Raw genomic sequence first — 12,779 nt, forward strand, 5'->3', positions numbered from 1 at the left:
GAACTATTTATTTTGAAACTTAGCTAACAACGCTTCCCAACTGTAAAGTTCCCCTCCTTTATCTGCTTTAATTTTTGCAGCGTCTTCTTTGGTTTTAAAAGCAGAAAGAAAAGCACCCATAGGACTTGGTATATTTTTGCTTATTAAAAAAGTTGCACTTGTAGCATCAATAAGAGTTTCTGGTTCTAGATAATTGTTTGATAGGTAGAGTGCAATTTCAGAAGTATCAAATTCTTTCATGAAATGTATCATGCATTCTGTAGCATCAAACTTGTAAATTTTTCCTTTTTTTGTCACTACTTCTGCTGCATGAACTTTATCTACAATAGTCATTTTACAGAAATGGCAACCATCGTTTCCGTAGTCAATAGCTTTAGGAGAAACATTACAACCAAAAACTGTAAATAATAGTAGCGATATTGAAAAGTGTTTTAGTATTTGCATAATTTTTAGTGTTTAGGTTGGGAGTTAATTATTACATAAATTACACTGTTTTACTGTTTTTCTTTCCAGTTAAATAAGCTATAAATGAAGTTGCAATTCCTAGTCCTAAAAATAACGCCCCAAGTCTTGGGTAAGAGTGTGCGGTAAAATTCAAAATATCTTTAGTTCCTAAGAGCGGGGGTTGAAACCCCATAATAGAACCGTCGGGATTGGTAAATTTCATTATGGCTTTAGGGTCTAAGTTATGTCCATAATCATGTTCCCAGATATAAAAATCGTAAAGACCTGCGCTACTTAAAACAATCATTAAAATAAACCAAAACAAAAACCATTTATAGTTTCCTTTAAAGGCAATTATCAAACCAATAACAGTTGTGATAATAATACCTAACGGAAAAATTTTAAACTCTGGAATGGCATCTGGGATATATTTCATACCAACATAATGGTTCATTAAATTTATATTCTTAATGTCATGAGGGTGAACATCTGAAAAATCATTAATATGAATGTTCATAGCAAGAGGTGTTGGGTATTGTGGTGCCTCTAAGGTGATTCTCCAAAGCGGAAATAAGAATAAGCCTAAAGGAAGAATAGCAGCAAGAAGCATGATGATATTTGATTTTTTCATCGTATAAAATTTAGTAGTTTTGTTTTAATAGCGTTTTAAAAGAAAGACGAGAGCGAAAAAACTCTCGCCTTTTTCTAGGAAAATAAACACTAAAACAAAATTTTCCTAAGTTTTAATTACTCTATATCTTCACCAAGAGACCAACGTAAAGGTGTGTTTGCGTTGGCAGCAGATACTCTTACATATCCTTGCATTTCTTGGTGTAATGCAGAGCAGAAATCTGTACAATAAAATGGCCATACACCAACTTGTTTTGGTTCCCATTTAAAGGTCTCTGTTTGCCCTGGCATAATTAGTAGTTCTGAAGTATTAGCTCCAATCATACTTACTCCGTGAGGTACATCGTAATCTTGCTCTAAATTAGTTACGTGGAAGTATACTTCATCTCCAACTTTAATACCCTCAATATTATCAGGTGAGAAGTGACTGCGTATCATGGTCATATATATATGTACGGTATTGCCATTTCTAACAACTTTGGTGTCTGCTTCACTTTTAGTTGCATATGGGTGGTTGTTTTCTTCTAAGTTAAATATTTTTTTAGAACGAGGTTTTATTAAATCTGCAGGACATCCGGCAGCGTAATGAGGTTCTCCAATAGTTGGGAAATCTAAAAGTAATTCCATTTTATCACCAGATATATCATATAATTGTGCCGATTGTGTTACTTCAGGACCTGTAGGTAAATAACGGTCTTTAGTAATTTTATTCATGGCAACAACGTATTTACCCCAAGGTTTTTGTGAGTTACCTCCAGGAATCATTAAGTGCCCAACAGAGTAGTAACAGGGTTGTCTGTCAACAACTTCCCAAGTACCTAATTTCCATTTTACAACTTCAGATGAAATAAAGAACGTAGTATAAGCATTTCCTTTGCCATCAAATTCTGTATGCAGAGGTCCTAAACCAGGTTGTTCTACAACACCGGCTAAAACATCTTCAAAGTTAATAATAGGAATACCATAAGCATCGCCTGCAAATTTTTTGTTTTCAATGGCATCAAGCATTTTGGTAAATGAATGTACTGTTAAATTAGCCGAAAGTTTTCCGTTACCAACAATATATTCTCCCGAAGGATCTACATCACAACCGTGAGGCGATTTTGGAGTTGGTAGTAAGTAAACAGCACCTGGAACATCTAAAGGATTTACAGTAAGTACTTCTTCTTTAATAGTTGAAGTTGCAGAGTGCGTAGATTCATCAAAAACATTATGAGCGTATTTTGAAGGCATCATGGTGCCGCCACCATTGTTAACATATTCTTCTATTTTTTTCCAATTAACAGCAGCAATAAAATCTTTATCGTTTTGAGAGGCATTTACTTCTAAAAGGGTGTTAGCTTCTTCAGAATTATAGGTTGTAAAGAAAAACCAACCATGAGATTTTCCTCGTCCTGGATGAGATAAATCATAATCAAAACCAGGCATAATTAATTGAAATTTTATATCCATATGTCCATGTTCAGGCTCTACAGAAATAAACGTTAAAGCTCCTTTAAAGTTTCCTTTATAATCTTTAATTGGCATATCTTTTTGAGGAATGGGTATAGAGAATCTTGTTCCTGCCACCACATACTCTGTGTTTTCTGTAACAAAAGAAGAGCTATGGTTTCCTGCGCTATTGGGTACTTCTATTATTTCGGTAGTTTCAAAAGTTGATAAATCAATTTTTGCAATGCGTGGTGTATTGTTACCATTAATAAATACCCACCTACCATCAATTTCTCCATTTGTTTGTGAAATATCAGGGTGGTGAGAGTCATCCCAAGGAATAAACCCGTGTGAAGTGTTTAGCATGGGTTTAGTTTCTTCATTGTAACCCCAAGCTTTTTCAGCATCTTGAGAAAATACAGGAATTACTTTAAATAAACGTCCTGAAGGTAGTCCATAAACAGAAAGTTGTCCGCTAAATCCACCAGAGATGAAGGCGTAAAATTCATCATGCTCTCCTGGTTTTACATAAACTTTTTCTGCAGCACTACTAGATAAAGCTCCAGCATTAGATTTAGAACTATTATTACAACTTGTAAATACTACAAGAATACTTAATAATGCTACAATTGGTTTTAATGTTTTTTTCATTCTTAAATTTAGTTTTAGTTAGTGTTTATTCAATTGGAGGCAAAAGTAGTTTGTCTATTACGTGCACAATACCATTGCATTTATACTGATAATGCATTAGTACCTCCAATAATGAGCTAGTTGTTATTTTAATGTTCTAAAATATTCAAGTATGGCTCTTGCATCTTCTTCAGATAGATTTTGATTTGCCATAGGAGAACCGTTAAATTCCATTAATAAAGCCTTAGCTAATGGGTCTTTTTGGGTCATTTCATCTGGGTTTAAAATCATGTTCATTACCCATTCAGGTGAACGACGCTCTAAAATACCAGTTGGAGCAGGACCAATAAATTTTTTATTGGGTCTATGGCATGCGGTACACATTTTTTTAAAAACATCGGCTCCATGGGCAGCCATAGTTTCATCTATGCTCTCAGGTAATGTAAGCGATGTAATTGGACCTATGCCTTTGTTGGTTAAATCTACTTGTTTAGAAGCAGGTATCGTTTCGTCTTTTTTTACTTCTTTCTTAATAATGGTTTCTTTTTTTTCATAACTGAAACCTTCTTTCTTTTTTTCTTCTTTACCACCACAATTCATTAATATTGCAGCTAATAAGATAGTCATTAATTTTAGTGTTGTTTTCATATAACATAATATTTAGGAATAACAAAACTATGTAGTAAATACACAAAAAAATATGATAAAAATCATATTTAAGATAATTATATCTTCTTTAAATTTGTACAAGATTATTTAAGTATATGTTTTCAAATTCATCAAAATACGCCATTAAAGCCGTGTTGTTTTTAGCTTTGCATGCCAGTGAAAAAAACAAGGTGATGGTTAAAGATATTGCAACCCCAATTAATGTGCCTTTGGCTTATATAGCTAAATTACTCCAGCAGTTGGTTAGAGAAAATTTAGTATCATCTGTAAGAGGACCAAAAGGAGGGTTTTATTTAAGTGAAGCTAATTTAAATAAATCTGTAATAAATATTATTTATGTTATTGACGGTGAAGAAAAGCTTAATTCTTGTATGTTAAGTTTAAAAAAATGCCATGAAGAAACCCCTTGTCCGTTGCATAATATATTAAGTGCTTCCAGAAATAATATTTTAAATAAACTTAAAAATATAACTATTAAAGAATTGGCTTTAGATGTTTATGAAGGCAATTCATTTCTTCCATTATAATAGTTACAGAATTTTAATAAATTTTAATTTCTAGATTTATTAATAATGTTAAAATTTAATAAAATTATGGGTGTTGTTATTATTAATATTTAGTGATTAATAAAAAAACTCTTAAAATCTTAAAAATCACTAACAAATTAACATTTTAAAAAAAGTATTTGCTAAAAGTTAATGCAAGCGTTATAATTCTTTGATTAGAAACATATAATTTTTATAAAAGTTGTATTTTTGAAGAATGTTTTTTCAAGAAGAGAATAGGATAGAATAATGGATAAATTTTCCTTTTTAAACGCAGCACATACAGCGTATTTTGCTGATTTGTACGAGCAATATTTGCAAAACCCTGATAGTGTAGAACCTAGTTGGAGAGCCTTTTTTCAAGGATACGATTTTGGTAGTGAAAACTATGGGTTAGATGGTGAAATTGTTGAAGGTGTATCGGCTCAAATGCCAGAACATCTACAAAAAGAATTTCAAGTAGTTAAACTTATTGATGGGTACAGAATGCGAGGGCATTTGTTTACAAAAACAAACCCCGTAAGAGAAAGACGCACCTATACCCCAACCTTAGAATTAAAAAATTTTGGTCTTTCCGAAAACGATTTAGATACCGTTTTTAATGCCGGAGAAATTCTTGGTTTAGAGGCGCAGCCTTTAAGAGAAATTGTAAAACACCTTGAGTTAACTTATTGTGATACAATTGGTGTAGAATATATGTATTTGCGTAATCCCGAGGTTATTAAGTGGTGGCAAGAAAAGCTTAACTTAAATGATAATCACCCTACGTATTCTGCAGATACTAAAAAATATATTCTTTCTAAACTTAATCAGGCAGTTAATTTTGAGAACTTTTTACAAACTAAATACGTTGGGCAAAAACGTTTTTCTCTAGAAGGAGGAGAAACACTAATACCAGCCATAAGTAATACCCTTTACAATGCTGTAGAAAAATACGGAGTTAAAGAAACCGTATTAGGAATGGCACATCGTGGGCGTTTAAGTACCTTAGTTAATATTTTTAGAAAGCCATTAAATGAATTATTTAGTGAGTTTGAAGGAAAAGATTTTGAAGATCAAGATATTGATGGAGATGTAAAATATCACTTAGGTTTAACATTAGACAAAACTTATCAAAACGGTAAAACTATTAAGATGAATTTGGTGCCAAATCCATCACATTTAGAAACCGTTGGTCCTGTTGTAGAAGGTATTACAAGAGCAAAAATAGATAGTGATTACGGTGGTGATGATTCTAAAATTCTACCTATTATAGTTCATGGAGATGCTGCCATTGCGGGTCAAGGAATAGCTTATGAAGTAGCTCAAATGAGTCAGTTAAACGGTTACAAAACTGGCGGAACCATTCATATTGTTGTAAATAATCAAATAGGGTTTACAACTAACTATTTAGATGCCCGTTCTAGTACCTATTGTACAGATGTTGCCAAAGTAACATTGTCTCCTGTAATGCACGTTAATGCAGATGATGCAGAAGCTGTTGTACATGCAATAGAAATGGCATTAGATTACAGAATGCGTTTTAAAAAGGATGTGTATATAGATTTACTAGGTTACAGAAAATATGGTCATAACGAAGGAGACGAACCTAGATTTACGCAACCTAAACTGTATAAAAATATAGCAAAACACCCTAATCCTTTCAAAATATATTCAGATAAACTTATTGCTGAAGGAACAGTAGACAAAGCTTATATAGATAGTATAGTAAGTGAGTTTAAGGACACGCTTGAAAGTGAGTATGAAAAGGCCAAAGAGGCAGAATCCTCTAAAGTAAGGGAGTTTATGCAAGAGCGTTGGGCAAATTTTAAGCGCAGAGGCTTAGATGCAATGCTAGAACCAACAGAAACAAAATACCCAGAAAATAATTTAAAGTCTATTTCAAAAGTAGTTTCAACAGTACCAGAAGGTGTTAAGTTTTTGCGTAAAGCAGAACGAATTTTACAAGGGCGCCAAAAGATGGTTTTTGAAACCGATACCCTAGATTGGGGAATGGCAGAAACTTTAGCTTATGGAAGTTTATTAGAAGAAGGATTTAATGTTAGAATTTCTGGGCAAGATGTTGAGCGCGGTACTTTTAGTCATCGTCATGCCATTTTACGTGATGAAATTTCAGAAGAACGTATCAACCTATTAAATACAAATCCCAATAATAAAGGCGAAATGTATATCTACAATTCGTTCCTTTCAGAATATGGTGTATTAGGGTTCGATTACGGGTACGCCATGGCTAACCCAAACACATTAACTATTTGGGAAGCACAGTTTGGAGATTTTAGTAACGGAGCACAAATTATATTCGACCAATATTTATCTGCAGCCGAAGATAAATGGAAAGTACAAAACGGTGTTGTAGTACTGTTGCCTCACGGTTATGAGGGGCAAGGGTCTGAGCATTCTTCTGCAAGAATGGAGCGTTATTTACAACTTTGCGCAAATGATAATATGGTAGTTGCAGACTGTACTACGCCTGCAAACTTTTTCCATTTACTACGCCGGCAAATGAAACGTGATTTTAGAAAGCCGCTAATTGTTTTTACACCAAAAAGTTTATTAAGACATCCAAAGGCAGTTTCTTCAATTAAAGAATTAGCTAACGGAGAATTTCAAGAAGTTATAGATGATACTATAAACCCAGATAAGGTTAAAAAATTAGTTTTCTGTACAGGTAAATTCTATTATGAACTATTAACTGAGCGTGAAACTTTAAATAGAGATGATGTAGCTATAGTGAGAATAGAACAACTATTCCCTCTACATATAGAAAAGATTCAACAAATTATTGATAAATATCCTAATGTTGAAAAATACATTTGGGCTCAAGAAGAACCAAGAAACATGGGAGCATGGAGTTTTATAGCACAACGATTAGATTTGGTTAAGTTAGAACCTTGTACTAGAAATTATAACTCAGTTCCTGCACCAGGTTCTAGCGCTAGAGATAAAGCAAGACAGCGCAAAGTTCTAGAAAACGTTTTCAGTATTTAAAATAAAAAAAGAAAAATTATAATTAAAATTATTACAGATGATTTTAGAAATGAAAGTACCATCACCAGGAGAGTCTATCACAGAAGTAGAAATAGCTACTTGGTTAGTAGAAGATGGTGATTACGTAGAAAAAGACCAAGCTATTGCAGAAGTAGATAGTGATAAGGCAACTCTTGAGCTTCCAGCAGAAGCAAGTGGTACTATTACCTTAAAAGCTGAAGAAGGAGATGCTGTTGCTGTAGGCGCAGTAGTATGTCATATAGATACAAGCGCTGAAAAGCCAGAAGGAGATGCGCCTGCTAAAGAGGCTGTTAAAGAAGAAGCTCCAAAAAAAGAAACACCTTCAGCACCTGCTACACAAACAGCTACTTATGCTACAGGTAGTGCTAGTCCTGCTGCAAAAAAGATTTTGGCTGAAAAAGGTATAGAGGCATCAGTTGTTAAAGGAACTGGTAAAGATGGAAGAGTTACTAAAGAAGATGCTATTAAAGCGGTACCTTCAATGGGAACACCAACAGGTGGTAGCCGGGGCACTTCAAGAAGTAAAATGTCTATGTTACGCCGTAAAGTGGCAGAACGTTTAGTAGAAGCTAAAAATACAACAGCTATGTTAACCACATTTAATGAGGTTGACATGTCTCCAATTTTTGCTTTAAGAAGTGAGTATAAGGAAACCTTTAAAGCTAAACATGGTGTTAGTTTAGGGTTTATGAGTTTCTTTACATTAGCAGTAGTTCGGGCATTAAAAATGTATCCTGCTGTAAATTCTATGATTGATGGTAAAGAAATGATTTCTTATGATTTTTGTGACATAAGTATTGCTGTTTCAGGCCCAAAAGGACTTATGGTGCCAGTAATTAGAAATGCAGAAAACTTAAGTTTTAGAGGTGTAGAGTCTGAGGTAAAACGATTAGCTATTCGTGCAAGAGAAGGACAAATAACTGTTGATGAAATGACAGGTGGTACTTTTACAATTACCAACGGAGGTGTATTTGGGAGTATGTTATCTACACCAATTATTAACCCTCCACAAAGTGGTATTTTAGGAATGCACAATATTGTAGAGCGTCCTGTTGCAGTTGATGGTAAAGTTGAAATTAGACCAATTATGTACGTTGCATTATCATATGACCATAGAATAATTGATGGTAAAGAAAGCGTTGGTTTTTTAGTAGCTGTTAAAGAAGCTTTAGAAAATCCTATTGAAATTTTAATGAATAGTGATGTTAAAAAATCATTAGAGCTATAAAAGACCAATTATATAAAAGAAAAAAGGGGGTGTAAACTAAGTTTACACCCCCTTTTTTCTTATCATTATCTAACTAACTAAAACAAATAAAAATATTAATAGAAATTACAATGATAATAATTATTGTTAGCCCAATTATACAGCACTTATCAAGAATCTTATTTCTTTTTTCCATGATAATTTAACTTTAAATTAGATTTGGGGAAAACTCTGCACCTAAGTGATGCAGAGTTTAATTTAATAATTCTAATCTCTCTAAAAAAGAATTATAAATAGCTTAATAGCGAGTGTAAAATTATAATACAGGCTTTAATTATAAAATAAGCACTTCTACGTATTTTTATTTGTAAAGGAGGAAATGGAAAGTATATAAAAAGCGAAAGCTCTAGATCATTACAATACTAGAGCTTTCTTAATTCTCCCTAAGAACTAATTAATAGCACTGTAAAGGTAAGTTGTAATAGCGTTAAAAAAAATACGCACTTCTACGTATTTTTTAAATGATCTTTATTTAAATTGGCCCAAATTGATAGCGAAGTAGGTTTATTGTCTAAGCCTAGTTTAGCAACTATATTACTTCTATGCTTATCAACTGTTCTTACAGATATTGATAGTTCTTCGGCAATATCATTACTGGTTTTATTTTCAGAAATAAGTTTTACTATTTTTAATTCAGCTTTTGTTAAAAGTTCAATGGCTTCTAAATGGCTATCTACAGGACTAGAATTTAGGTGTGAGGCTATTTCTTCACTAAAATAAGGTTTGTTGTTTACAACATTTTCAATACAGGTTTCAATTTCTTCAATAGCAAATTCTTTTAAAATATAACCATAAACATTAAAAGCTTTTGCTTGGTCATAAATTTCTTCTTCTTTATCAAAAGTGATTAAAATAATTTTTGTAGATAAGTTGTTTTTCTGGCAGTCTTCGGCTATTTCTAAACCTGTTTTATAAGGCATTCTTATATCTAGAATGGCAATTTCAGGTTTTAATTTCACAATTAAATTGTAGGCAGATTTTCCGTCTGTAGCACTACCAACAATATTAAACCCTTTAGAGGTTAAAAAATCAGTTAAACCCCTTAGCATTAAAGGGTGATCGTCTGCGATTACTATCGTAGTATTCATTTATTTTAGAGAGGAGTATGTTGCTATTAATTATTAATAATCTATCAAAGGTAGATTTATAATTTTAAATATAAATATTTCTTTTGATAATCTATTACGGCTTTACCTTTTTTTAAAATATCTGCACCAATTATACCATCTACAGGCTTAGAGTTATGATTCATTAAGGCAGTATTAACATGCGTTAAATTAAAAAGTACTAAAACAACTTTATTATGACGCCATTTTCCTATTTTAACTTTATTTTTTTTAGACATTTTAGTGTCCATGTCAATAGCGCCTGCCCCTGCAGCTTTAATAACAGAATCTTCGGCTTTTAAATTAAAAGTATCTACAGCTTCAAACCCAACACAAGAACTAGATGCTCCAGTGTCTAAAATAAAACGCCCGCGATTACCGTTAATAGAGGCTTTAATTTCAAAATGGTTGGTCTTGGTAAGGTGTAATTTTATTTTAGTATAACCTTTGTCTAATAAAAATTCTTGTAGAGATTTTTCCATGACACTTATTTAAGTTTAAAACGTAAAAGTAATATAATAAGAAGGATAAACCCTAAAATTATTCCGTACAATAAATATGGTTTAGATATGGGTTGTGATGATTCACCATAATACACAAAAGCTCCCCAATAATAAGGTGATTTTTTTGCATTGCTAATAGATGGGTTTTCTAAATACTCTAATTTGCATGTTTGGTTAGAGTAATAAGCCGATTGTGTATTACTATAATTTTTATAAAATGATTGCATAATTTGAGAGGTAGACAAATCGTTTATCTGCCATAACGTAAACAGTAAGTTTTTAGCTCCAGCATATTGAAAACCTCTAGCAATACTCATAGCACCTTCTGCTTTAAAAAGTTTGCCAACACCAGTTTCGCAGGCACTTAAAACTACTAAATTACTATTAAGGTTAAGGCTGTATAACTCATTTACATATAGCTTTTCATTGTAAAAATCTATACTAGCAGGCTCAACAAAATTACCACTACTGGCGTGGGTTGATAAATGTAAAATATTATAATTTTTAGCCTTTTTTATAAAGTTGGTTTTACTAGCGTTATCATTTATTAACATTTCAGAATTTATTTCTTTTTTAATAGCATTGGCTTCTTGTAAAGAAAAAGAAAGGTGTTTGGTAGAATTGTTAAAAACAGGAAATATGCCCAATAGTTTATTATTGGTTTTGATTTGGCTATTGTTTAAATAGAAAAACGCACTAGAGTTATAAGCTATGTTTTGAAACTTAACAACAAAGGGCATTTTAGAGAAAGATGTTGTAGTGGTTTTAGAATTTAAAAGCGTTTCAAATGGCATAAAGTTGAGTAACCCGTCTGGAATAACAATAACATTTTTGTATGCCGAAACTTCTTTAAAATTTAGTAATTGATAAAGATTAAATGCCTGCAGTGTATAATTAGAAACATTGTTATTAATTTTGGTTGCATCATCAAAAAGATGAATGTAATTAGTAATTGCTTTTTTTGCATTATCGGTTTCAGTTAATTTGTTTAATGTGATGCTGGTACTAGAAATTACAAATTGATAAATAGCTTGTTTACCATAAAAATATTCAACTAAAACGGCATTGTCTTTTAGTAATTTATTCTGTAAGTTTTGTGTTGGAATTGGATTTTCTAATGCTGGATACTTTTTAGATATAGGTATTTGTAGCGACTTAATTTTTAGGCTTATCTCGCTTAATTGCTTGCTTAAATTATTTATTTCTGTAGGGCTATTGTTTTCTAACTGTTCAATAATAAGTTTACTGGTAATAAGTTCTTGTTGCTTTAAAAGATTGTATTCTTTATTTAATAGGCTGTCTGTTGGGTGTTTTTCTAGACGTTGCTTTTTTAAAAACATTTCTTTTAAAGTGAATACTTTACTGTTTTCAGAATATTCAAAAGCTTTAAATAAAAGAGAGTCGTTTTGAGTGTTGTTAAAAGTATCAAAAAGCAGATTAATACATTTTTCACTCCTAATTCTATTATTGGTTTCATTTAAAATTTTAGCTTCCTGTGTGGTCCATGTGTTTTTTAGTAAATGAGATACATGAAAGCTTAAATCATAACTTTTTAAGGCTAATTCAGGAGTGGTTTCAATGTTTGAATAAAGATCAAAAATGTCAATAAATTTATTTTCGGCATAAAGCAGTTCTTTTTTTGGTAAACTTTTAAAATTTGTATTAGGAATAAGTGATTGTAGCGCCATTTCAAGACTCTTTAAAGCAGCTGTATTTTGGTTGTTTACATGGTAAATTTGTGCTTCTTCAATATAAATTTGTGCTATTTCTCTTTTAGATAAGTTTTTAATTGCTAATTGTTGTTTTTTAAACTTTTTAAACTCTAAAAGTGCTTGAGAGTAATTAGCGTTTTGAAGGGCTATTTTATAATAAAGTTTGTTGTTTAAAGTTGCCTTTTCAGAAATAGTTCCAAGAGCAATTTGGCTTTCGTTTTTAAGGTTAATTAATTTTTGTTTTTGGCTTTTGCTAATATTAGGATTGTTAATAAAGTCTGAAGTGAGTTTTATAACTGTTTCATGTTTTCCTAAGGTGTAATACAGTTGCGATAAATTTATAGCACCGCTAATTTCATGTTTGGGCAAATTCTTTTTTTTTGCCAGATAAGTATATTGTTTAATGATGCTTTCTGCATTGGTAAAGTTGCCAGTTTTTGTGTATAGGTTACCTAAAGGAATTAGGCAGCTCTCAATAATATCAAAATCTGATAGTTTTGATAAGTTGTTATTATTGAAACGTTTTACAGCATCTTCAAAAGTTGTAATGGCTTCTTTTAAGTTAGAATGATTTTGTAAGTAGTACCCTTTATGGCTTTGTAAAAACACTAAAGCTAATTGTTCATCTTTAGTTTTTACTTGAGATTTAAACCTTAGTTCTTGTTTGTTTAAAATTTGTAATGAAGCCTCATTTGGGTTGGCTATAAATGTTTCTGCAGCTAGGTAAATTTGTTCTTCAAGTTCTTGTGAAAAGCAAAAGCCATGGATGAAGACTAAAAAGTAAAGTAATTTTTTCATTAATATTTATACGCAAGAGTGAAATGCCAAATGTG

10 protein-coding genes are annotated in these 12,779 nt (G+C 31.9%); 3 read left to right on the top strand and 7 right to left on the bottom strand.

The features are described 5' to 3' along the window. Nucleotides 1-3: 3 nt before the first annotated feature. The 4 genes from J1D01_RS01785 to J1D01_RS01800 form a co-directional block, all read right to left on the bottom strand. Nucleotides 4-444 (bottom strand): nitrous oxide reductase accessory protein NosL, encoded by a 441-nt coding sequence (locus tag J1D01_RS01785; RefSeq protein WP_421149620.1) that lies wholly within the window; start codon nt 442-444, stop codon nt 4-6. Nucleotides 445-484: 40 nt separating this feature from the next. Beyond that, complete coding sequence (locus tag J1D01_RS01790) at nt 485-1,075, bottom strand: hypothetical protein (protein ID WP_421149621.1); 591 nt, start codon at nt 1,073-1,075, stop codon at nt 485-487. A gap of 116 nt (nt 1,076-1,191) precedes the next feature. Continuing rightward, on the bottom strand, nt 1,192-3,156 hold the full coding sequence (gene nosZ, locus J1D01_RS01795; protein ID WP_421149622.1) for a Sec-dependent nitrous-oxide reductase: 1,965 nt from the start codon (nt 3,154-3,156) through the stop codon (nt 1,192-1,194). Between the two features lie 123 nt (nt 3,157-3,279). Then, nucleotides 3,280-3,783, bottom strand: a complete 504-nt coding sequence (locus J1D01_RS01800; RefSeq protein WP_421149623.1) for a c-type cytochrome — start codon at nt 3,781-3,783, stop codon at nt 3,280-3,282. A gap of 116 nt (nt 3,784-3,899) precedes the next feature. On the opposite strand from J1D01_RS01800, the gene J1D01_RS01805 reads away from it, so the two are divergent. The 3 genes from J1D01_RS01805 (at nt 3,900) to odhB (ending at nt 8,586) form a co-directional block, all read left to right on the top strand. Then, nucleotides 3,900-4,331 (top strand): RrF2 family transcriptional regulator, encoded by a 432-nt coding sequence (locus tag J1D01_RS01805; RefSeq protein WP_421149624.1) that lies wholly within the window; start codon nt 3,900-3,902, stop codon nt 4,329-4,331. 267 nt (nt 4,332-4,598) lie between these two features. Continuing rightward, nucleotides 4,599-7,337 (top strand): 2-oxoglutarate dehydrogenase E1 component, encoded by a 2,739-nt coding sequence (locus J1D01_RS01810; protein ID WP_421149625.1) that lies wholly within the window; start codon nt 4,599-4,601, stop codon nt 7,335-7,337. A 37-nt stretch (nt 7,338-7,374) separates the two neighbouring features. Next, nucleotides 7,375-8,586, top strand: a complete 1,212-nt coding sequence (odhB, locus tag J1D01_RS01815; protein WP_421149626.1) for a 2-oxoglutarate dehydrogenase complex dihydrolipoyllysine-residue succinyltransferase — start codon at nt 7,375-7,377, stop codon at nt 8,584-8,586. Between the two features lie 485 nt (nt 8,587-9,071). Here the strand turns inward: odhB and J1D01_RS01820 are convergent, their stop codons facing one another. The 3 genes from J1D01_RS01820 to J1D01_RS01830 are packed head-to-tail and all read right to left on the bottom strand — an operon-like array spanning nt 9,072 to nt 12,744. Then, nucleotides 9,072-9,713 (bottom strand): response regulator, encoded by a 642-nt coding sequence (locus J1D01_RS01820; RefSeq protein WP_421149627.1) that lies wholly within the window; start codon nt 9,711-9,713, stop codon nt 9,072-9,074. A gap of 56 nt (nt 9,714-9,769) precedes the next feature. Then, a complete protein-coding gene (locus J1D01_RS01825) occupies nt 9,770-10,213 on the bottom strand; it encodes a retropepsin-like aspartic protease family protein (protein ID WP_076699188.1) in 444 nt (147 codons plus the stop codon). 5 nt (nt 10,214-10,218) lie between these two features. Continuing rightward, complete coding sequence (locus tag J1D01_RS01830) at nt 10,219-12,744, bottom strand: CHAT domain-containing protein (RefSeq protein ID WP_421149628.1); 2,526 nt, start codon at nt 12,742-12,744, stop codon at nt 10,219-10,221. Nucleotides 12,745-12,779: the final 35 nt, after the last annotated feature.

The sequence above is a fragment of the Seonamhaeicola sp. NFXS20 genome, from assembly GCF_049132085.1.
In the GTDB taxonomy this organism is placed as follows: domain Bacteria; phylum Bacteroidota; class Bacteroidia; order Flavobacteriales; family Flavobacteriaceae; genus Seonamhaeicola.

Excerpts from the sequence above, each read along its gene's own strand:
- odhB (WP_421149626.1), top strand. The coding sequence starts at position 7,375 with ATGATTTTAGAAATGAAAGTACCATCACCAGGAGAGTCTATCACAGAA.
- nosZ (WP_421149622.1), bottom strand. The coding sequence starts at position 3,156 with ATGAAAAAAACATTAAAACCAATTGTAGCATTATTAAGTATTCTTGTA.
- J1D01_RS01825 (WP_076699188.1), bottom strand. The coding sequence starts at position 10,213 with ATGGAAAAATCTCTACAAGAATTTTTATTAGACAAAGGTTATACTAAA.
- J1D01_RS01830 (WP_421149628.1), bottom strand. The coding sequence starts at position 12,744 with ATGAAAAAATTACTTTACTTTTTAGTCTTCATCCATGGCTTTTGCTTT.
- J1D01_RS01785 (WP_421149620.1), bottom strand. The coding sequence starts at position 444 with ATGCAAATACTAAAACACTTTTCAATATCGCTACTATTATTTACAGTT.
- J1D01_RS01790 (WP_421149621.1), bottom strand. The coding sequence starts at position 1,075 with ATGAAAAAATCAAATATCATCATGCTTCTTGCTGCTATTCTTCCTTTA.
- J1D01_RS01805 (WP_421149624.1), top strand. The coding sequence starts at position 3,900 with ATGTTTTCAAATTCATCAAAATACGCCATTAAAGCCGTGTTGTTTTTA.
- J1D01_RS01800 (WP_421149623.1), bottom strand. The coding sequence starts at position 3,783 with ATGAAAACAACACTAAAATTAATGACTATCTTATTAGCTGCAATATTA.
- J1D01_RS01810 (WP_421149625.1), top strand. The coding sequence starts at position 4,599 with ATGGATAAATTTTCCTTTTTAAACGCAGCACATACAGCGTATTTTGCT.
- J1D01_RS01820 (WP_421149627.1), bottom strand. The coding sequence starts at position 9,713 with ATGAATACTACGATAGTAATCGCAGACGATCACCCTTTAATGCTAAGG.